The sequence below is a fragment of the Streptomyces sp. NBC_01591 genome (assembly GCF_035918155.1).
GTDB lineage: Bacteria > Actinomycetota > Actinomycetes > Streptomycetales > Streptomycetaceae > Streptomyces.
Genome location: NZ_CP109327.1, coordinates 6,489,529 through 6,510,024 on the forward strand (window position 1 = coordinate 6,489,529; position 20,496 = coordinate 6,510,024).

The 20,496-nt window shown below is 69.4% G+C and carries 17 protein-coding genes; 13 read left to right on the forward strand and 4 right to left on the reverse strand.

The genetic code is table 11. The annotated features are described in order from the left end of the window. Positions 1–166: 166 nt before the first annotated feature. From eccB to OG978_RS30025, 4 genes are all read left to right on the forward strand, one after another. On the forward strand, positions 167–1,726 hold the full coding sequence (gene eccB / locus OG978_RS30010; RefSeq protein ID WP_326768191.1) for a type VII secretion protein EccB: 1,560 nt from the start codon (positions 167–169) through the stop codon (positions 1,724–1,726). 47 nt (positions 1,727–1,773) lie between these two features. Continuing rightward, on the forward strand, positions 1,774–2,997 hold the full coding sequence (gene mycP / locus OG978_RS30015; RefSeq protein ID WP_326768192.1) for a type VII secretion-associated serine protease mycosin: 1,224 nt from the start codon (positions 1,774–1,776) through the stop codon (positions 2,995–2,997). Between the two features lie 259 nt (positions 2,998–3,256). After that, positions 3,257–3,607 (forward strand): hypothetical protein, encoded by a 351-nt coding sequence (locus tag OG978_RS30020; protein WP_326768193.1) that lies wholly within the window; start codon positions 3,257–3,259, stop codon positions 3,605–3,607. A 51-nt stretch (positions 3,608–3,658) separates the two neighbouring features. Further along, entirely contained in the window at positions 3,659–3,964 is a 306-nt protein-coding gene (locus tag OG978_RS30025) for a WXG100 family type VII secretion target (protein ID WP_326768194.1), read from the forward strand. A 68-nt stretch (positions 3,965–4,032) separates the two neighbouring features. Here OG978_RS30025 and OG978_RS30030 read toward each other — a convergent pair whose 3' ends face one another. Continuing rightward, positions 4,033–4,266 carry a DUF397 domain-containing protein gene (locus OG978_RS30030; protein ID WP_072489308.1) on the reverse strand — a complete coding sequence of 78 codons (234 nt, stop codon included), beginning with the start codon at positions 4,264–4,266 and terminating at the stop codon, positions 4,033–4,035. Between the two features lie 109 nt (positions 4,267–4,375). After that, positions 4,376–8,335: a type VII secretion protein EccCa gene (gene eccCa / locus OG978_RS30035; RefSeq protein ID WP_326768195.1), complete on the reverse strand. Its 3,960-nt coding sequence runs from the start codon at positions 8,333–8,335 to the stop codon at positions 4,376–4,378. A 186-nt stretch (positions 8,336–8,521) separates the two neighbouring features. Between eccCa and eccD the strand changes: the two genes are divergently transcribed. From eccD to OG978_RS30065, 6 genes are all read left to right on the forward strand, one after another. Further along, positions 8,522–10,003, forward strand: a complete 1,482-nt coding sequence (eccD, locus tag OG978_RS30040) for a type VII secretion integral membrane protein EccD (protein ID WP_326768196.1) — start codon at positions 8,522–8,524, stop codon at positions 10,001–10,003. A gap of 161 nt (positions 10,004–10,164) precedes the next feature. Beyond that, the gene (gene rpsO / locus OG978_RS30045; RefSeq protein ID WP_003965855.1) at positions 10,165–10,455 is read left to right on the forward strand and encodes a 30S ribosomal protein S15; all 291 of its coding nucleotides are present in this window, start codon (positions 10,165–10,167) and stop codon (positions 10,453–10,455) included. A 334-nt stretch (positions 10,456–10,789) separates the two neighbouring features. Beyond that, entirely contained in the window at positions 10,790–13,003 is a 2,214-nt protein-coding gene (locus OG978_RS30050; RefSeq protein WP_093548427.1) for a polyribonucleotide nucleotidyltransferase, read from the forward strand. After that, positions 13,000–14,379 (forward strand): M16 family metallopeptidase, encoded by a 1,380-nt coding sequence (locus OG978_RS30055; RefSeq protein WP_326768197.1) that lies wholly within the window; start codon positions 13,000–13,002, stop codon positions 14,377–14,379. The genes OG978_RS30050 and OG978_RS30055 overlap by 4 nt, the downstream gene beginning before the upstream one ends. A gap of 24 nt (positions 14,380–14,403) precedes the next feature. Further along, complete coding sequence (dapB, locus tag OG978_RS30060) at positions 14,404–15,156, forward strand: 4-hydroxy-tetrahydrodipicolinate reductase (RefSeq protein ID WP_326768198.1); 753 nt, start codon at positions 14,404–14,406, stop codon at positions 15,154–15,156. Between the two features lie 12 nt (positions 15,157–15,168). Further along, the gene (locus OG978_RS30065; RefSeq protein ID WP_326768199.1) at positions 15,169–15,627 is read left to right on the forward strand and encodes a tetratricopeptide repeat protein; all 459 of its coding nucleotides are present in this window, start codon (positions 15,169–15,171) and stop codon (positions 15,625–15,627) included. Between the two features lie 40 nt (positions 15,628–15,667). On the opposite strand, the gene OG978_RS30070 is transcribed toward OG978_RS30065, so the two are convergent. Together OG978_RS30070 and OG978_RS30075 are read right to left on the reverse strand one after the other, a co-directional pair. Beyond that, entirely contained in the window at positions 15,668–16,219 is a 552-nt protein-coding gene (locus OG978_RS30070) for a hypothetical protein (protein WP_326768200.1), read from the reverse strand. Positions 16,220–16,313: 94 nt separating this feature from the next. Further along, positions 16,314–16,553 carry a hypothetical protein gene (locus OG978_RS30075; RefSeq protein ID WP_326768201.1) on the reverse strand — a complete coding sequence of 80 codons (240 nt, stop codon included), beginning with the start codon at positions 16,551–16,553 and terminating at the stop codon, positions 16,314–16,316. A gap of 186 nt (positions 16,554–16,739) precedes the next feature. Here OG978_RS30075 and thyX point away from each other — a divergent pair, with 186 nt between their 5' ends. The 3 genes from thyX (at position 16,740) to OG978_RS30090 (ending at position 20,343) form a co-directional block, all read left to right on the forward strand. Continuing rightward, on the forward strand, positions 16,740–17,477 hold the full coding sequence (gene thyX / locus OG978_RS30080; RefSeq protein ID WP_072489299.1) for an FAD-dependent thymidylate synthase: 738 nt from the start codon (positions 16,740–16,742) through the stop codon (positions 17,475–17,477). A gap of 151 nt (positions 17,478–17,628) precedes the next feature. Continuing rightward, positions 17,629–18,528: a 4-hydroxy-tetrahydrodipicolinate synthase gene (gene dapA / locus OG978_RS30085; protein WP_326768202.1), complete on the forward strand. Its 900-nt coding sequence runs from the start codon at positions 17,629–17,631 to the stop codon at positions 18,526–18,528. A gap of 129 nt (positions 18,529–18,657) precedes the next feature. Further along, positions 18,658–20,343, forward strand: coding sequence for a ribonuclease J (locus OG978_RS30090; protein WP_326768203.1), 1,686 nt, complete (start codon positions 18,658–18,660; stop codon positions 20,341–20,343). The last annotated feature ends 153 nt before the right edge of the window (positions 20,344–20,496 follow it).

A 20,496-nucleotide genomic window follows, 5' to 3' on the forward strand; every position in this document is an offset into this window, starting at 1 on the left:
GGCCTTGGCGGCCGGATCACCCTACCCGCCCCGACACCACCCGCGGTCAGCAGGCATAGTAGGGGGCCGGTCCGGCACCGAGGTCCGGCATCGCGGCCCGGCACGACGGCCGGCGACGCGACCGCTTCTTGTGCCGCGCGGGGAGACACGGGAGACGAAGCGACTGATGGCATCACGGCGGGATGAGCTCAACGCGTACACCTTCGCGAAGAAACGCACGGTGGCGGCCTTCCTCCAACCCTCGCCGGGCGGCACCGAGGAGGGCGCTCCGCGCCCGCTGCGCGCGGTGCTGCCGAGTGTGATCGTCGGGGCCCTGATCCTGGCGGGCTTCGGAGCCGTCGGCATGTTCAAGCCCACCGCTCCCAAGGACTGGGACAAGCCCGCCACCAAGGTGATCGTCGGCAAGAAGTCCACCACCCGCTACGTCGTGCTCACCACCGGCAAGGGCGGGAAGAAGAAGACCCTGCTGCACCCCGTGCTCAACCTCGCCTCGGCCCGGCTGCTGCTCAACCCGGCGGAGTACGACGTCGTCCAGGTCGCGGACGACGTCCTGGACGCGGGCAAGCCCCCGCGCGGACCGATCCTCGGCATTCCGTACGCCCCCGACCGGCTGCCCGAGGCCGAGGACGCCGGGACGGCGAAGCGGTGGGCCGTCTGCGTACAGCCCGGTGGCAAGGGCAACACCGTGCAGAAGGCCGCCTTCGTCCTCGGCGCACGTGACAACGGGCTGACCGAGGGCAGGAACAAGCTCACCGGCAGCCAGGTGTTCTACGTCCAGGGCCAGGACGGGGCCCGCTATCTCGTCGACGCCAAGGGCACCAAGTACCGCATCGCCGAGACCACCGCCGACAGCGGCCATCTGACCAACGCCCTGGTCGGGAGCAGGCAGCCGCAGTCCGTCACCGACGACTGGCTGGCCACCCTGCACGAGGGCAGCCCCATCGTCTTCCCGCGGATCCCCGGAAACGTCGGTGCCCCGGCACATGTCGCGGGGCAGCTCTCCGCCGAGGAGAACACGGTCGGCATGGTCCTCAGGACCAGGACCGGCGAAGGCGCCAGTTACTACGTGGTGCTCGAAGGAAAGGCCCAGCGCGTCTCCGAGTTCACCGCCTGGCTGCTGATCAACTCACCGCAGACGGCCGAGCTGAACCTGGAGGGCGAGGCACGCGCCGTCGGCCTCCAGGACTTCGTGCCCGACACGGCGCGCTTCGCCGGCCAGGCCGCACTCTGGCCGGCCCATCGGACCGAGCCCCCGGTGAACTCCGCCGAGGGCGGCAGCGGCAGCGGCAGCCGCGACACTGTCTGCAGCGTGCTGCGCAAGGTGGACGGCTCGGGCCGGACCACCCTGAGCACCTGGGCGGGCACCGCGTACCCCACCTCCATCGCCGCCGGTGGCACCAGCACCTACGTCACCCCCGGCAGCGGCCTGCTCTACACCCAGGTCCGGGGCCGGCAGACCAGGCCCGACGGATCGCTCTTCCTGGTGACCGACACCGGACTGCGCTACGCGGTCCAGGCGAACGGCGACAGCGACGCCGGCCGCTCCGACATCGGCACCGGCGACCAGCAGAAACAGTCGGACGGCCGCCCCGAGCCCAGCCAGGCGCAGAGCAGGCTCGGATACGAGAAGGTGATGCCCGCCCTCGTACCGATCGAATGGTCGGACTTCCTGTCCAAGGGCCCCAGGCTGGACACCAACAGCGCTCGCCAGCGCCAGGGTTCATGACGTTCCGGAACGCGGCGGGCAGCGTGCGGCCCGGGGGAGAGAAGCAGATGGGGTACCGGAAGACGGCCGGCGCGGTGGCGGTCGCCGCCGCGCTGGCCGCACTGGCGGGGCCGGGGGCCGCATACGCGGCCGAGGACACCGAGGGGCCCGGTGACCTGGGCATAGACGGCGGCGGCGAGTGCACCTTCCCGATGAAGGGGCAGTACGAGGGCCGCCCCTGGCCGCTGCAGCGTGTTCTGCTGGACGAACTCTGGCAGGACACCAAGGGCAAGGGTGTACGCGTCGCGGTCATCGACACCGGCGTGGACAACGACAACCCGCAGCTGAGGACGGCCGTCGACGCATCGGCGGGCGCCGACTACCTCAAGGGTGGCAAGAGCGACGGCACGGTCGACGAGGTCGGCCACGGCACCAAGGTCGCCGGCATCATCGCCGCCCGCCCCCACAAGGGCACCGGATTCGTCGGACTGGCCCCCGAGGCCACGATCATCCCGATCCGCCAGAACGACGAGAAGAACAGCGGCAAGGACACCACGATGGCCACCGCGATCGACCACGCGATCGCCGAGCACGCCCAGGTCATCAACATTTCCCAGGACACGACCAAAGCCCTGGACGAGACGTCCACGCTGGGCCGGGCCGTGGCCAGGGCGCTCGCCAAGAACATCGTCGTGGTCGCCTCCGCGGGCAACGACGGCATGGACGGCAGACGGAAACGCACCTACCCGGCCGCCTTCGCCGGAGTCCTCGCCGTTGCCTCCTCCGACCGCAACAACGAGCGCGCCCCGTTCTCCCAGGCCGGCGATTTCGTCGGAGTCGCCGCCCCGGGCGTCGACATCGTCTCCACCGTCCCCGGCTACGGCCAGTGCACCGACAACGGCACCAGCTTCTCCGCCCCGTACGTCGCCGGGGTCGCCGCCCTGATGCGGGCCAAGTACCCGAAGTGGACGGCGGCCCAGATAGTCGCCCGGATCGAGCAGACCGCCGAACGCTCCGTCACCGGCCATGACGACTTCGTCGGCTGGGGCGTCGTCGACCCGGTCCGCGCCCTGTCCGGGGACGACATCCCGCAGGACGCCGCGCATCCGGACCCGGCACCGCCGAAGGCACCGGCCCCCGAGCCCGCGCAGCTGTCCCTGTCGGAGACCCCGCAGGAGCGCAGCGAGCGGTACGCCACCTACGCGCTGACCGCGGCAGCCGTCCTGGTCGGTGTGATCGCCGGGGCCGCGACGGTCGTCCGGGACGTCCGCCGAAGGCGCGTCGCGCGATGACGCGGCCGCCCGGCGATGTGACCGGCCCCCGGTGAAGAGCAGTTGGGGAGAGGCCGCGAAATGGCTAGGGTGGTAACAGACTTCACGTGTGTGACGGGGGAACGAGAAGTGGCCGACGCCGAATTCGAGCCAAAGGGATGCCTAGACGGCGTTTCCCGGGCCCGGACCTTCCCCATTCCTTTGCCGGAGCACATGGGAACGGAAGGATCCTGACCGTGACAGACGGACAGGCCAGGGAACCGAGAGATAGGACTTCCGGATGACCAGCCCCTCAGGCGGTTTCGGACTTGCCGACGATCCGATCGTCCAGGCGAAGAACAAGATCATTGAGACGGGCCGCGCGGTGTCCCGTCAGTCCAGGGAGCTGGCCGACATCCTGGAGACGGTCAGCGCCGGATGGACGGGTGTCGGCGCCTCGGGGTTCAAGTCCGCGCAGTTGATGATCAACGAGGACCACGACCAGATCCGTCGGCTCCTCGACGTCCTGCTCAACGCGGTGGAAGGCACCAAGAACCTCAGCAACGCCAACGACGAGGAGGTCCGTGCGGCCTTCAACGCGGTCAAGGATCAGGCGCTGCCCGCCAACACCTCCGGACTGAACAACGTCTGAGCGGCGCCGCACCACCCCTTCCGCACCCGCCGAGCACCGAGGAGAAGACACATGGGGCACGACCCGAACACGAAGGTCAAGTACGAGACCGTCCAGGAGATGGCCAACCGCATCCGCGCGGTGTCCAGGAACATCGTCAAGGACCTCGAAGAGATGGACGCCGCGCTCAAGGTCGTCACCGACACCTGGGACGGTGTGGCCCACGGTGAGTACGTGAGCCTGCAGGGCAAGTACAAGGGCCGGGCGGAGCACATGAAGGACCGCCTGGAGCAGGTTGCGAGGATCGTCGAGAACGGCAAGGACAGCTACCGCGCCACGGACCACAGGGCCTCGCGCGGCTTCACCGAGGCGTACTGACCGCCGGCAGACATACGGAAGGAGGGGCACGCCCGCCGGGCGTGCCCCTCCTTCCGTATGTCTGCCGGCTACTTCAGGTCGAACTCGCCGTCCCGCGCACCCAGGACGAAGGCCCGCCACTCGGCCTCGGTGTACCGCAGCACCGTCCCGGGATCCAGCGAGGACCGCATCGCCACGGCACCACCCGGCAGATGAGCGATCTCGACGCGCTCCTCGGCCTCCTCGGTACCGGGCGCGCTCAGCCACTCCACCCCCGAGATGTCGAGTGCGTACAGCTCGTCCTTCTCCTGCTGAGTACCCATCGGGCGCCTTCCCTCTCCTGCGGCGGAACGCTTTCTCGGATCCGTCAGCAGACTATCCCCGCTTTCCGCCCCGGTGTACGGGGAGTCGATCATGTGCTATCGCACCGGATCAGCGCTGCTCCGGCAGCCGCCCGATCTGCACCAGCGGGTTGCCCCGGCGCCGCGAGGCGAAGTATCCGCGCCCCGGCGGCATCGCATGCCCGCGCACCGTACCGATCAGATCGCCCTCGCCCGGGTCACCGGAGAGGACGACACCCTGCGCCCCCAGCTCCTTGATGCGCTGCATGAACGCCTCGTACATCGACCGCGAGGCCCCGGCGGAGTTCCGCGCGATGACGAAGCGGACCCCGGTGTCCCGGGCGAACGGCAGGTACTCCGCCAGCGGGGCCAGCGGATTGCCCGCGTTCGTCGCCACCAGGTCGTAGTCGTCGACGATGATGAAGATCTGCGGACCGGTCCACCAACTGCGGTCACGCAGCTGCTGCGGCGTGACGTCGGTCGGCGGCTGCCGGCGCGCGAACACGCCCGCCAGCGCCTCCATGTGCATCTGCATCGAGCTCGCCATCGGCGCGTACTCCAGCAGATGGCCCTCCGGCAGCGCGCCCAGCAGCCCCCGCCGGTAGTCACCGACGACGAGCTTCGCCTCGTCGGGGGAGTAGCGCTCCGAGATCTGCTTCGCGATCAGCCGCAGCAGATTGGTCTTGCCCGACTCGCTCTCCCCGAAGACCAGGAAGAACGGATCGGTCTCGAAGTCGACGAACACCGGCTCCAGAGCGGTCTCGTCGATACCGATCGCGATGCCCCGCTGCGGGAACTCGAAGCCCTTCGGCAGCTGATCGGCCGGCAGCTTGCGCGGCAGCAGCCGCACGGCCGGCGCGGCGGGACCCGCCCAGTTCGTTTTCACCGTCCCGACGAACGCGGCCGTGCCCTCGGAGAGATCCGCGGCGCTGCTGGAACCGTCGATACGCGGCAGCGCGCCCATGAAGTGCAGCTTCTGCGCCACCTGCCCCCGGCCCGGGACACCGGCCGGCACATTGGCCGCGACCTTCCGGTCGAACTCGGAGTCCATGACGTCGCCGAGCCGCAGCTCCAGACGGCCCAGGATCTGGTCCTTCAGCGCGGCCCGCACCTCCATGTAACGGGCCGCCGTGATCACGACATGGATGCCGTAACCGAGCCCGCGCGAGGCGATGTCGGTGACGACCTGCTCCAGATTCTCGTACTCGGACCGGAAACCGCCCCAGCCGTCCACGACCAGGAAGACATCGCCCCAGGGCTCGCCGGGCAGTTCGCCCAGGGCACGCCTGCGCCGGTAGGTGGCGATGGAATCGATGGAGTGGGCGCGGAAGAACTCCTCGCGCCGGTTCAGCACACCCGCGACCTCGGCGACCGTACGCCGCACCCGCTCCGGGTCAAGCCGTGAGGCCATCCCGCCGACATGCGGCAGATCCGCCAGCGAGACCAGACCGCCACCACCGAAGTCCAGCCCGTAGAACTGCACTTCGTGCGGGGTGTGGGTGAGGGCGAACGACGAGATGAGCGTACGTACCAGCGTCGACTTCCCGGACTGCGGACCGCCGACGACCATCATGTGACCCGCGGCGCCCGAGAAGTCCTGGTACAGCACCTCGCGCCGCTGCTCGAAGGGCTTGTCGATCAGCCCGAGCGGCGCGGTCAGCCCGCCCGGACGGGTGTACTCCGTCGCCGTGAAACCCCGCTCGGCGGCCGGCGCGAGCCCCGGCAGCAGCTGGTCCAGCGTCGGCGCCCGGTCCAGAGGCGGCAGCCACACCTGATGGGCGGGCACCCCCTGCCCCTCCAGGCGGCGCACGATCACATCGAGCACCGTGTCGGCCAGCGCGTCGTCGTCCGAGCCCGCCCGGGCGGCCACCAGATGCGCCGGGTCGGGCGCCGCGTACACCACCGGCACCTCAAGGGCGCTGAACAGCGCGGGCCGGCGCTCGATCGGCAGCGCCCCCACCGACAGATCGGGGCCGCCCGTGCGGTACGTCCCCGACACATACGCCGCCTTGAACCGGGTCATCTCGTCCGTACCGAACTTCAGATAGCCGGAACCGGGCACCGACGGCAGGTGGTACGCGTCCGGCACACCGAGCGCCGTACGCGACTCGGCGGCGGAGAAGGTCCGCAGCCCGATCCGGTACGAGAGATAGGTGTCGAGACCGCGCAGCTTGCCCTCCTCCAGGCGCTGCGAAGCGAGCAGCAGATGCACACCCAGCGAACGCCCGATCCGGCCGATCTGGATGAACATGTCGATGAAGTCGGGCTTGGCGGTGAGGAGTTCGGAGAACTCGTCGATGACCAGGACCAGCGAGGCCAGCGGCTCCAGCGCCGCACCCGCCGCCCGCGCCTTCTCGTAGTCGTGGATGTTGGCGTAGTTGCCGGCCGACCGCAGCAGCTCCTGCCGCCGCTGCAGCTCACCGCGGATTGCGTCCCCCATGCGGTCGACCAGTGTCAGGTCGTCCGCGAGGTTGGTGATGACGGCCGCGACATGCGGCATGTGCGACATCCCGGCGAACGTCGCACCGCCCTTGAAGTCCGCGAGCACGAAGTTCAGCGTCTCCGAGGAGTGCGTGACCGCGAGCCCCAGCACCAGCGTCCGCAGCAGCTCGGACTTGCCGGAACCCGTGGCACCGACACACAGCCCGTGCGGACCCATGCCGTCCTGCGCGGCCTCCTTCAGGTCCAGCATCACCGGCTGACCGTCCTCGCCGATACCGATCGGCACCCGGAGCCGCTCGGAGACCGACCGCGGCCGCCAGGTCCGCGCCACATCGACCGAACCCGCGTCGCCCAGATTCAGCAGATCCGTGAAGTCCAGGTTCGCCAGCAGCGGCTCGTCGTCGTCGCCCCCGCCCATCCTGAGCGGCGCGAGCTGCCGGGCCAGCGCCTCGGCCGCGGGCAGCGACATCCCGTCCGGCACACCCTCGTACACCATCCCCGCACCCGACTCCAGCCGCAGCAGCCCCGGCCGCACCACCACGGAGAGACCGCCCCGCGGCTCGTCGAGCTCGCCCGGCACCACCTCGACGATCGTCACACCCTGCAGGCCCTCGGCCGCCGCGAACAGCGAGTCGGGCGGCACGATCCCACCGTCCAGCACCACCACGACGTGCGGCTGGTCCAGCACCGGCTGACTCTCCCGGCCGAACCGCGGCCGTCCTTCCAGCCGGCTCGCCAGCAACTGCTCCAGCTCACCCAGGTCGTCCCCGAACAGCCGCTTCGTACCGGCCCCGTCGACCTGCCCCGGCAGCTGCAGATGCGGCAGCCACTTCGCCCAGTCCCAGCGCTCCACCGCACCCCGCGCCGCCACCACGGCGACCATCAGGTCCTCGGGGGAGTGCAGCGTCACCAGCTGGGCGACCAGCGCCCGCGCGGCCGACTGCGCCGCCTCCGGCTGACCGGAGACCGTCACGTGGTAGAACGCCCGCATCGACACGGCCATCGGCAGCCCGTCCAACGACCCGTGCACGGCGAGGAACCGCTGCATCGCACCCGCGCACATCGGCTCCAGCTCATCCACCGGAGCGGTGTCGGGAGCGATCAGCGGGGTGGCCAGCTGCTGCGCCCCGAGCCCCACCCGGACCTGCCCGAAGTCCTTGTCGCCGACGCGCCGTTCCCACACCCGGCTGCCCTCGGCGACCACCGACCACAACTGCTCCGGAGCGGGCTGCAGATACAGCTGCACATCCCGCTGGGAGCGCGCCGTCCGGCGCACCGTACGCCGGGTCTGCGCCAGGTACTTGAGGTAGTCGCGCCGGACATCGGCCATTTGCCCCTGCGTACCGCGGCGATAGCGGACCAGCTGCGCGACCACCATCCCGACGGTCGAGACCAGCATCAGAACACCCATGATCCGCATGAACGGAGGTGCCTGCGGCGAGAAGAAGAAGACCACCGACGAACCCATGCCGAGCACCGGCAGGATCTGCATCAGCATGCCCTCCTGCTGCCCGCGGGGCAGCTCGGGAGGGGCCTCCAACGTCAACTCGTCCATGGGGACTTCCGGCGGCAGGGCCCGCGGAGGTCGTTTCACGACGATCTGGCTCACCGAAACATCAATCCCTCGGTACGGACGGGCACAAGACCGGCCGGACGTGCACCGAAGCCCCCGTGGCTGCCATTGCTTGCGGACGTCCCTCCGCGCGACGGCGATCCTACTTGCAGATGACCTGCCGCCCGCCCGGTAGGGTGGCGCGCGCACCGTGCGCAACCGCGAATCAGGGGGACCAGACACGTGAGTTCGACTGCAGCGACGGGCTTCTGCCGGGTGACCGTCGTGGCGCCCGACAGCCGGATCGATGTGGCCCTGCCGGAGGACATCGCCGTCGCCGACGTCTACCCGGAGATCCTCCGGCTCACCGGCCAGACCCAGGCGGCCGGAACCCCCACCGGCTACCACCTCGTACGCCGCGACGGCACGGTCCTCGACGGCGCGCGCACCCTCGCCGCCCAGCAGGTCCTCGACGGCGAACTCCTCAGCCTGCGCCCCTTCGCCCAGTCCCTGCCGCCCGCCGTCTTCGACGACGTCTCGGACGCCGTGGCCTCCGCCGTCACCCGAGACCGCCACCTGTGGAGCGACGAACTGCTGCGCGGCGCGGGCCTGGTCGGCGGCGTACTGCTGCTCGTCCTGATGGGCTTCGTGCTCTGGTTCGCCGACCCGGTCAGGCACGACATGCACAGCCTGCCCGGCATCATCGCGGGCTCCGCCGGGCTGCTGCTCACCGCGTTCGCGGGGGTACGCGCCCGGGTCTACACGGACCGCTCCACCGCGGTCGCCCTCGGTCTCGGCGCACTGCCCCTCGTACTCATCGCGGGCTCCGGCATCATCGGCCCGGACGCGGGCCAGGGCCCCGGCCGGCTCCAGTTCCTGCTCGGCTGCGTCGCCGTGCTGATCGCCTCGGTCGCGCTGGTCGCCCTCACCCCGAGCGGCGACGCCCCGTTCGTAGCGACCACCTTCCTCGCCACCGTCGGCACCCTGGCGACCTTCGTCGCGATCCTCACCGAGGCGTCCGCCACCGAGACGGCCGCCGTCTGCGCCCCGGTCACCCTCGGCCTGGTCGCCTTCCTGCCCGGCCTCTCCGCCCGGTTCGCCCGGCTCCCCATCGGCTACGCGTCGCCGCGCACCACCCCGGGCGGCTACGACGACAACTTCGCCGACCCCTACGCCGAGCCCCCGGCCCAGGGCACCCCCGTCGACGGCGACCGCATCGCGGCCCAGGCCCGCCGCGGCCACGAGATGCTGCTCGGCCTGGTCGGGGGCTGCGCGGCGGTCGTCGTCGGCTGCGCGGCCGTGCTCGGCTTCTCGGACAACGTCTGGGGCCAGTTCCTGGCGCTGGCCGCCGGACTCGCGATGCTGCTCCGAGCCCGCCTGTTCCGCTACACCTCGCAGGTCGCCTGCGTACTGGTGGCGGGCATCGGCACGATCGCCCTGCTGGTGCTCGGCCTCTCCCTGAACCCGCCGACCGACCTGCTGTTCGACCTGGTGAGGTACGGGGACCGCAGCTCCCTGGACATCCGTACGATCTGGCTCTCCGCGGCCGTCGCCGCCGGGGCCGCCCTGCTCACCGCCATCGGCCTGATCATCCCGCACAAGGGCCTCTCCCCGTTCTGGGGCCGCCTCCTCGACCTGACCGAGAGCGCCGTCCTGCTCTCCCTGGTCCCGCTCTGCCTGGCGGTGCTGGACGTCTTCACCAGGGCAAGGGCCCTGACGAGCTGAGCCGCGGGGGCTGGTACGCTGTGTGACGGCCGTTTGTGTACGCCCTCCCGGATCATTCTGGGAGCTGCGCTCATCGGACCTTCGCCTCCGAGTCATGGAAGCTCCCCTGCGATCTAGACCAGGGGCACTCGTGGGCGCATCGAACATCAAGAGGAGTACGCGTGCCGCTCGACGCCGCTACGAAGAAGCAGATCATGTCCGAGTTCGCCCAGAAGGAGGGTGACACCGGATCCCCCGAGGTCCAGGTCGCGATGCTCTCCCGCCGGATCTCGGACCTGACGGAGCACCTCAAGACGCACAAGCACGACCACCACTCCCGTCGTGGTCTGCTGATCCTGGTCGGCCAGCGTCGCCGCCTCCTTCAGTACCTGGCCAAGAAGGACATCCAGCGCTTCCGTGCCCTGGTCGACCGCCTCGGCATCCGCCGCGGTGCGGCCGGCGGCGCCAAGTAATTCGCCGTGAAGGGAGCGGTTCCCACCACTGAGGGGGGCCGCTCCCTTTGCTGTACGTACGATTGTGCGTACGCGGGCATGTACGGGATGTGACGGGTCCGCCCGTACGGCCGGAATGCCAAGCAGAACCGAATCTCAGTAACCTGGTCGGAGAACGACCGACAGACGAGCGAGAAGCAGACCTCCCCGCCGCCGGTCCTCGGTAGTGGCCCCCGGACTCATCGATCCGGGTGCTTCGATCGAAGACCGGCCCGCCGATGGAGGGCTTCTCCGCTACGTCCCCCGCCACACGGGCGTGGGGGCGAGAAGACGATATGTATCGGAGAAAACGCTAGTGGAGAACGAGACCCACTACGCCGAGGCCGTTATCGACAACGGAACCTTCGGCACCCGCACCATCCGCTTCGAGACGGGCCGCCTGGCCAAGCAGGCCGCCGGCTCCGCCGTCGCGTACCTGGACGACGACACCATGGTGCTGTCGGCCACCACCGCTTCCAAGAAGCCCAAGGACCAGCTCGACTTCTTCCCCCTCACGGTGGACGTCGAGGAGCGGCAGTACGCCGCCGGCAAGATCCCCGGCTCCTTCTTCCGTCGTGAGGGTCGGCCCTCCGAGGACGCGATCCTCACCTGCCGCCTGATCGACCGCCCGCTGCGCCCCTCCTTCAAGAAGGGCCTGCGCAACGAGATCCAGATCGTCGAGACGATCATGGCGCTCAACCCCGACCACCTGTACGACGTGGTCGCGATCAACGCCGCCTCCTGCTCCACGCAGCTGGCCGGCCTGCCCTTCTCCGGTCCGGTCGGCGGCACCCGTGTCGCCCTGATCAAGGGCCAGTGGGTCGCCTTCCCGACGCACACCGAGCTCGAGGACGCCGTCTTCGACATGGTCGTCGCCGGTCGCGTCCTGGAGGACGGCGACGTCGCGATCATGATGGTCGAGGCCGAGGCCACCGAGAAGACCATCCAGCTCGTCAAGGACGGCGCCGAGGCCCCCACCGAGGAGGTCGTCGCCGCCGGTCTCGAGGCCGCGAAGCCCTTCATCAAGGTCCTCTGCAAGGCCCAGTCGGACCTCGCCGCCAAGGCCGCCAAGCCCACCGGCGACTTCCCGGTCTTCCTGGACTACCAGGACGACGTCTTCGAGGCGCTCGCCGCCGCCGTGACGTCCGAGCTGGCCCAGGCGCTCACCATCGCCGGCAAGCAGGACCGCGAGGCCGAGCTGGACCGCGTCAAGGAGATCGCCGCCGAGAAGCTCCTCCCGGCCTTCGAGGGCCGCGAGAAGGAGATCTCCGCCGCGTACCGCGCCCTGACCAAGAAGCTGGTCCGCGAGCGCGTCATCAAGGACAAGGTCCGCATCGACGGCCGCGGCGTCACGGACATCCGTACGCTCGCCGCCGAGGTCGAGGCCATCCCGCGGGTGCACGGCTCGGCGCTGTTCGAGCGTGGCGAGACCCAGATCCTGGGCGTCACCACCCTCAACATGCTCCGCATGGAGCAGCAGCTGGACACCCTCTCCCCGGTGACCCGCAAGCGTTACATGCACAACTACAACTTCCCGCCGTACTCCGTCGGTGAGACCGGCCGCGTGGGCTCGCCCAAGCGCCGCGAGATCGGCCACGGTGCGCTCGCCGAGCGCGCCATCGTGCCGGTGCTGCCGACGCGCGAGGAGTTCCCCTACGCGATCCGCCAGGTCTCCGAGGCGCTGGGCTCCAACGGCTCGACGTCCATGGGCTCGGTCTGCGCCTCCACCATGTCGCTGCTGAACGCCGGTGTGCCGCTCAAGGCCGCCGTCGCCGGTATCGCCATGGGTCTGATCTCCCAGGAGATCGACGGCAAGACCCACTACGTCGCCCTCACCGACATCCTCGGTGCGGAGGACGCCTTCGGCGACATGGACTTCAAGGTCGCCGGTACGAAGCAGTTCGTCACCGCGCTCCAGCTCGACACCAAGCTCGACGGCATCCCCGCCTCGGTCCTGGCCGCCGCGCTGAAGCAGGCCCGCGACGCACGCCTCCACATCCTCGACGTGATGAACGAGGCCATCGACGTCCCGGACGAGATGTCCCCGAACGCCCCGCGGATCATCACCGTCAAGATCCCGGTGGACAAGATCGGTGAGGTCATCGGCCCCAAGGGCAAGATGATCAACCAGATCCAGGAGGACACCGGCGCCGACATCACGATCGAGGACGACGGCACCATCTACATCGGTGCCGCCGACGGGCCGGCCGCCGAGGCCGCCCGCGCCACGATCAACTCGATCGCCAACCCGACCATGCCGGAGGTCGGCGAGCGCTACCTGGGTACGGTCGTCAAGACCACCACCTTCGGTGCCTTCGTCTCCCTCATGCCGGGCAAGGACGGCCTGCTGCACATCTCGCAGATCCGCAAGCTCGCCGGTGGCAAGCGCGTGGAGAACGTCGAGGACGTGCTCGGTGTCGGTGCCAAGGTCCAGGTCGAGATCGCCGAGATCGACTCCCGCGGCAAGCTCTCCCTGATCCCGGTCGTCGAGGGTGAAGAGGACGAGAAGAAGGACGACGCCGCCAAGTGACGTCCCGTAGTTCCGTGACGACGGCCCGCGCCTCTTCGAAGGCGCGGGCCGTCGCCCGTACCCAAACGCTTCTCAAGGGCACCAACGGCATCGGTACGGTCCGCCGCACCGTCCTGCCCGGCGGTCTCCGGGTCGTCACCGAGACCCTGCCCTCCGTACGCTCCGCCACCTTCGGCATCTGGGCCAACGTCGGATCACGCGACGAGACCCCCACGCTGAACGGCGCGACGCACTACCTCGAACACCTCCTCTTCAAGGGCACCGCGAAGCGCAGCGCCCTCGACATCTCCGCCGCGATCGACGCGGTCGGCGGCGAGATGAACGCCTTCACGGCGAAGGAGTACACCTGCTACTACGCGCGGGTCCTCGACACCGACCTGCCGCTGGCCATCGACGTCGTCTGCGACATGCTGACCGGCTCGCTGATCACCGCCGAGGACGTCGACGCCGAGCGCGGCGTCATCCTCGAAGAGATCGCAATGACCGAGGACGACCCGGGCGACTGCGTGCACGACCTGTTCGCGCACACCATGCTCGGCGACACCCCCCTCGGCCGCCCGGTCCTCGGCACCGTCGACACCATCAACGCGCTCGACCGCGGCCGGATCGCCCGCTTCTACAAGAAGCACTACGACCCCACGCACCTGGTCGTCGCCGCCGCCGGCAACATCGACCACGCCACGGTCGTACGCCAGGTCCGCAGGGCGTTCGAGCGGGCGGGCGCCCTGTCGCGCACCGACGCCGTCCCGGTCGCCCCGCGCGAGGGCGCACGCACCCTGCGCACCGCGGGCCGGGTCGAGCTGCTGAACCGCAAGACCGAGCAGGCCCATGTCGTCCTCGGCGTACCCGGCCTGGCCCGCACCGACGAGCGCCGCTGGGCGCTGGGCGTCCTCAACACCGCCCTCGGCGGCGGCATGAGCTCACGTCTCTTCCAGGAGGTACGGGAGAAGCGCGGCCTCGCCTACAGCGTGTACTCGTACACCTCGGGCTTCGCCGACTGCGGACTCTTCGGGGTGTACGCGGGCTGCCGGCCCAGCCAGGTCCACGACGTCCTCAAGATCTGCCGGGACGAACTCGACCGGGTGGCATCCGAAGGACTGAGCGACGAGGAGATCGGCCGCGCCATCGGGCAGCTCTCCGGCTCCACGGTCCTCGGCCTGGAGGACACCGGCGCGCTGATGAACCGCATCGGCAAGAGCGAACTGTGCTGGGGCGACCAGATGTCGGTCGACGACATGCTGGCCCGGATAGCACAGGTCACTCCCGACGACGTCCGCACGGTCGCGGGCGAGGTCCTCGGACACCGCCCCTCCCTCTCCGTCATCGGCCCGCTCAAGGACAAGCAGGCCGGCCGCCTCGAAGAAGCGGTCTCCTAACTCCACCGTTAAGGAAGCAGAGCAATGAGCAAGCTGCGCGTGGCCGTTCTCGGCGCCAGGGGCCGTATCGGAGCCGAGGCGGTACGAGCCGTCGAGGCCGCCGACGACATGGAGCTGGTGGCCGCGCTGGGCCGCGGCGACAAGCTGGAGACCCTCACGGAATCCGGCGCTCAGGTCGTCGTCGAACTCACCACCCCCGCGTCCGTGATGGACAACCTCGACTTCTGTGTCCGGCACGGCATCCACGCCGTCGTCGGCACGACGGGCTGGTCCGACGAACGGCTCGCGCAGCTGAACACCTGGCTCTCCGGCTCCCCGGAGACCGGTGTGCTCATCGCGCCGAACTTCTCCATCGGCGCCGTCCTCACGATGAAGTTCGCGGAGCAGGCCGCCCGTTACTTCGAGTCCGTCGAGGTCGTCGAACTCCACCACCCCAACAAGGTCGATGCCCCCTCGGGCACCGCCACCCGCACCGCCCAGCTGATCGCCGAGGCCCGCAGAAAGGCCGGCTGCGCCCCGCAGCCGGACGCCACCACCACGGCCCTGGACGGCGCCCGCGGCGCGGACGTCGACGGAGTCCCCGTCCACGCGATCCGGCTCCGCGGCCTCCTCGCCCACCAGGAAGTGCTGCTCGGCGGCGAGGGCGAGACGCTCACCATCCGCCACGACTCCCTGCACCACAGCAGCTTCATGCCGGGCATCCTGCTCGGCGCACGCCGCGTGGTGACCACTCCCGGCCTCACGTTCGGCCTGGAACACTTCCTCGACCTGAACTGACTGAGCCCTGCCATGCGCGCAAAGATCACCTACTTCGTCACCGCTGCCGTCCTGGTCTTCTACTTCGCCCTGGTCGGCAGCCGTGGCGTACTGCTCATCCGGCACGGCACGCTGCTGACGGTCACCTTCGGGGTCGCGGTGCTGATCCTGCCGGTGATCGGCATCTGGTTCCTCTGGAAGAACACCCAGTTCGTGTCGCGGGCGAACGCGCTGGCCGCGGAACTCGACGCCGAGGGCGGCCTGCCGGTCGACGAACTGGTCCGCACCCCGTCCGGCCGCATCGACCGCGACTCGGCCGACGCGGTGTTCGCCCGCCGCCGCGAGGAGACCGAGGACTCCCCGGACGACTGGCGCTGCTGGTTCCGCCTGGCCGTCGCCTACCAGGACGCCAGGGACACCCCGCGGGCCCGGAAGGCCATGCAGCGCGCCATCGCCCTGCACATGAAGGACGCCCGGCCCAGCACGTCCTGAACGGGCGTGCCGGGCCGGGCGGCCCATTCGTCCAAGGGGCTCAGGCCCGCCGGTACTCGTCCCCCCACGCCTCCACCGTGTCGGCCGCACGGTCGAACGCCTCGCCCCGCGTCAGGAAGTCGGCGTTGTTGTCGGTGAGCAGCGGCGGAATCGCCTCGCCCCCCTGGCCTACGACGATCAGGGCCTGCCCCTGGACCGTGCGCGGGAACCCGAGCCACTTCACCGGCTGCTGCACCGTACGGATGGCGGTGACGCGGTTCCACGGCACGGTCGCGGTCGTGAAGAAGCCCACCCGGCGCACGCCGTGCCGACTGACCCAGGCACCGACCCGCAGCAGCCGCAGCGCGCAGAAGATGACCACGAGGGCGACTCCCAGACATACGGCCGCGCCCGGCAGCGCCCCGGCGAACGCGATGATCATTCCCGCGAGCAGGACAAAGGACGCGAGCAGCAGCAGGAAGGCCGCAGCTGCGACCCGCCAGGGGCCGGGGCGGTACGGACGCCGCCAGCTGTCGTGGTCGTCGAACGGCAGCGCGATGTCCTCGGCGCTCGCGTCAAACGCGCGGTCGGCCGTCAGAAAGGGCAGGGGCACGACTGATCCTCACTCACAAACACGCTCGATTGCTGTGCCCGGTGAGGCTACCGAGGTGGTCGCCGACCCGACCACCCCAGGGGGCCCGTACGTGTCAATGCCCGTGGGAGGCCTCGGTCTGCTCGGCGTGCGAGGGGCTCTGGGCGGGACTGAGCGCGGGCAGGCCGAGGATCAGCGCCCCGACGAGGCCGACGACCATCGTCAGCCCGACAAGGGAACGGCCGGCCAGCTGGGAGACGGTGGCGCGCTCCCGCGGCGGCGGAGTGACGTTACTGCGGAATCGGTCGCTCTCGGCCACGAACGAGAACGGGACGGATTCACGCCGGCAGAACATGAGGAAGGTCTCCTTGAACTCTATTACGGATGCTGCTATTGAGTCAGACGCGTGGCGGGCCCGATCCGTGCCCCGAATCGCCGAATTCGTCGAAGAAATCCCTGGACGGACCTTCCGGCCCTGGTTGTCAGTGGTGGCCCGTAGAGTGGGCGCCGCCCGAGCGACGCAACTGGAAGGACCCCGCCGGTGACCGAGACCCCCGAGCCCGCAAAGCCCAGCTTCCGCAGCGATGTCACCGTTGAGCTGGTGAAACACGCCGCGGGCGACTCCGACGTCCTGTTCGCGGCCCGTGTCTCCACGGCCGGTGAGCAGTCCCTGGAGGAGGTCACCAAGGACCCCGAGCGCTCCAAGGGCCTCATCAACTTCCTGATGCGTGACCGCCACGGCAGCCCGTTCGAGCACAACTCGATGACCTTCTTCATCAGCGCCCCGATCTTCGTGTTCCGCGAGTTCATGCGCCACCGCGTCGGCTGGTCGTACAACGAGGAATCGGGCCGCTACAGGGAGCTGGAGCCGGTCTTCTACGTCCCGGACGCCTCCCGCAAGCTCGTCCAGCAGGGCCGCCCCGGCAAGTACGAGTTCGTCGAGGGCACCCAGGCCCAGCAGGAGCTCACCGGCCGCGTCATGGAGGACTCCTACCGCCAGGCCTACGAGGCGTACCAGGAGATGCTCGCCGCGGGAGTGGCCCGCGAGGTCGCCCGCGCAGTGCTCCCCGTCGGCCTCTTCTCCTCGATGTATGCCACGTGCAACGCCCGCTCGCTGATGCACTTCCTCGGCCTGCGCACCCAGCACGAGCTGGCGAAGGTTCCGTCCTTCCCGCAGCGCGAGATCGAGATGGTCGGCCAGCAGATGGAGGAGCACTGGGCCCGGCTCATGCCGCTCACCCATGCAGCCTTCAACAAAAACGGACGCGTAGCCCCGTAAGCGGTGTCCATATTGCGGCGTTTCGTGAAGTTCATCTAGGCTGATCAAACGGACCCGGCACTGCTTGAACCCCCGAGCAGGCAGTGCCGGGCTCCTACAGCTTGTCCCCCGAGGGGGCATTGGGCCCTGAGCAGCGAGTAGCGTGTTACCCATGGCTCCGATCTCCACTCCGCAGACCCCCTTCGGGCGGGTCCTCACCGCTATGGTCACGCCCTTCACGGCGGACGGCGCACTCGACCTCGACGGCGCCCAGCGGCTCGCCGTCCACCTGGTGGACGCAGGCAATGACGGCCTGGTCGTCAACGGCACCACCGGCGAGTCCCCGACCACCAGCGACGCGGAGAAAGACCAGCTCGTACGGGCGGTACTGGAAGCCGTGGGGGACAGGGCCCACGTCGTCGCAGGCATCGGCACCAACGACACCCGTCACAGCGTCGAGCTCGCCCGTACGGCCGAACGCTCCGGTGCCCACGGCCTCCTCGCGGTGACGCCGTACTACAACAAGCCGCCACAGGAAGGCATCTTCCGCCACTTCACGGCGATCGCGGACGCCACCGGCCTGCCGGTGATGCTCTACGACATCCCCGGCCGCAGCGGTGTGCCGATCGACACGGAGACGCTGGTACGGCTCGCCGAGCACCCGCGCATCGTCGCCAACAAGGACGCCAAGGGCGACCTCGGCCGAGCGAGCTGGGCCATCGCCCGCTCCGGCCTCGCCTGGTACTCCGGCGACGACATGCTGAACCTGCCACTGCTCTCGGTCGGCGCCATCGGATTCGTCTCCGTCGTCGGCCACGTCGTCACCCCCGACCTGCGCGCCCTCATCGAGGCGTATGTCGGCGGCGACGTTCAGAAGGCCACGGAGATCCACCAGAAGCTCCTGCCGGTCTTCACCGGGATGTTCCGCACCCAGGGCGTCATCACCACCAAGGCCGCACTGACCCTCCAGGGCCTCCCCGCAGGCCCGCTGCGCCTCCCCCTGGTGGAGCTCACCGAACAGGAAACGACCCAGCTCAAGATCGATCTCGCCGCCGGCGGGGTAGAGCTGTAACCACAGACTTCACAACTGAATACGCGAAGAACACTCGCAAGAGCGAAAACACAGACAACAGCAAGTGCACGAATGACATGCGCGCCACGTGCCCAAGCGGTACGTGGCGTGCGTGGTAAGGAGAGTCTTTTGAGTCATCCGCATCCCGAACTCGGCACCCCGCCGAAGCTCCCGAAGGGCGGCCTTCGCGTCACCCCGCTCGGCGGCCTCGGTGAAATCGGCCGCAACATGACGGTCTTCGAGTACGGCGGCCGCCTGCTCATCGTCGACTGCGGAGTTCTCTTCCCCGAGGAAGAGCAGCCCGGAATCGACCTGATCCTGCCGGACTTCACCACGGTCCGGGACCGTCTCGACGACATCGAGGGCATCGTCCTCACGCACGGCCACGAGGACCACATCGGTGGTGTCCCGTATCTGCTGCGCCTGAAGCCGGACATCCCCCTCATCGGCTCCAAGCTGACCCTCGCGCTGATCGAGGCGAAGCTCCAGGAGCACCGCATCCGTCCGTACACCCTCGAAGTGGCGGAGGGCCAGCGCGAGCGCATCGGTGTGTTCGACTGCGAGTTCATCGCGGTCAACCACTCCATCCCGGACGCCCTCGCGGTCGCCATCCGCACTCCCGCGGGCATGGCCGTCGCGACCGGCGACTTCAAGATGGACCAGCTCCCGCTGGACGGCCGGCTCACCGACCTGCACGCCTTCGCCCGGCTGAGCGAGGAAGGCATCGACCTCCTCCTCTCCGACTCGACGAACGCCGAGGTCCCCGGCTTCGTACCGCCCGAGCGGGACATCTCCAACGTCCTGCGCACGGTCTTCGCCAACGCCCAGAAGCGCATCATCGTGGCGAGCTTCGCCAGCCACGTCCACCGCATCCAGCAGATCCTCGACGCGGCACACGAGTACGGCCGCAGGGTCGCCTTCGTCGGCCGCTCGATGGTCCGCAACATGGGCATCGCCCGTGACCTCGGCTACCTGAAGGTCCCCGCGGGCCTGGTCGTCGACGTCAAGACCCTCGACGACCTGCCGGACGACGAGGTCGTGCTGGTCTGCACGGGATCCCAGGGCGAGCCGATGGCCGCACTGTCCCGGATGGCCAACCGCGACCACCAGATCCGGATCGTCCAGGGCGACACGGTGATCCTCGCGTCGTCCCTGATCCCGGGCAACGAGAACGCGGTCTACCGCGTGATCAACGGCCTGACCCGCTGGGGCGCCAACGTCGTCCACAAGGGCAACGCGAAGGTCCACGTCTCGGGCCACGCCTCGGCCGGCGAGCTGCTGTACTTCTACAACATCTGCAAGCCGAAGAACCTGATGCCGGTCCACGGCGAATGGCGCCACCTGAGGGCCAACGCCGAACTGGGCGCGCTGACCGGCGTGCCCAAGGACCACATCGTCATCGCGGAGGACGGCGTCGTCGTCGACCTCATCGACGGCAAGGCCAAGATCGTCGGCAAGGTCCAGGCGGGCTACGTGTACGTCGACGGCCTCTCGGTCGGCGATGTCACCGAGACCTCGCTCAAGGACCGTCGCATCCTCGGCGAAGAGGGAATCGTTTCCGTCTTCATCGTGGTCGACAGCTCCTCCGGCAAGATCACGGGCGGGCCGGACATCCACGCCCGCGGCTCCGGTATCGACGACTCGGCGTTCAGCGCCGTCGTGCCGAAGATCGAGGAAGCGATCAACAAGTCCGCGCAGGACGGTGTGCTGGAGCCCCACCAGGTCCAGCAGCTGGTCCGCCGCACGGTGGGCAAGTGGGTTTCCGACACCTACCGTCGGCGCCCGATGATCCTTCCGGTCGTCGTCGAGGTCTGACCCCGACAGACGCGAACTACGGAGCGGGGCCCCCGATTTGCATCGGGGCGCCCCGCTCCAGTACGTTTACGGCTCCGCCTGACCGGGAAGCACCGCGCACACTCGTGTGCAGTGAGTGTCCCGGACGGGGCGGGAATTCCGACTCAGAACTTC

Bases quoted from the DNA above. Each gene is read 5' to 3' on its own strand.
- eccB (WP_326768191.1), top strand. From the start codon at position 167: ATGGCATCACGGCGGGATGAGCTCAACGCGTACACCTTCGCGAAGAAA.
- mycP (WP_326768192.1), top strand. From the start codon at position 1,774: ATGGGGTACCGGAAGACGGCCGGCGCGGTGGCGGTCGCCGCCGCGCTG.
- OG978_RS30020 (WP_326768193.1), top strand. From the start codon at position 3,257: ATGACCAGCCCCTCAGGCGGTTTCGGACTTGCCGACGATCCGATCGTC.
- OG978_RS30025 (WP_326768194.1), top strand. From the start codon at position 3,659: ATGGGGCACGACCCGAACACGAAGGTCAAGTACGAGACCGTCCAGGAG.
- OG978_RS30030 (WP_072489308.1), bottom strand. From the start codon at position 4,266: ATGGGTACTCAGCAGGAGAAGGACGAGCTGTACGCACTCGACATCTCG.
- dapB (WP_326768198.1), top strand. From the start codon at position 14,404: ATGAGCAAGCTGCGCGTGGCCGTTCTCGGCGCCAGGGGCCGTATCGGA.
- OG978_RS30065 (WP_326768199.1), top strand. From the start codon at position 15,169: ATGCGCGCAAAGATCACCTACTTCGTCACCGCTGCCGTCCTGGTCTTC.
- OG978_RS30075 (WP_326768201.1), bottom strand. From the start codon at position 16,553: ATGTTCTGCCGGCGTGAATCCGTCCCGTTCTCGTTCGTGGCCGAGAGC.
- dapA (WP_326768202.1), top strand. From the start codon at position 17,629: ATGGCTCCGATCTCCACTCCGCAGACCCCCTTCGGGCGGGTCCTCACC.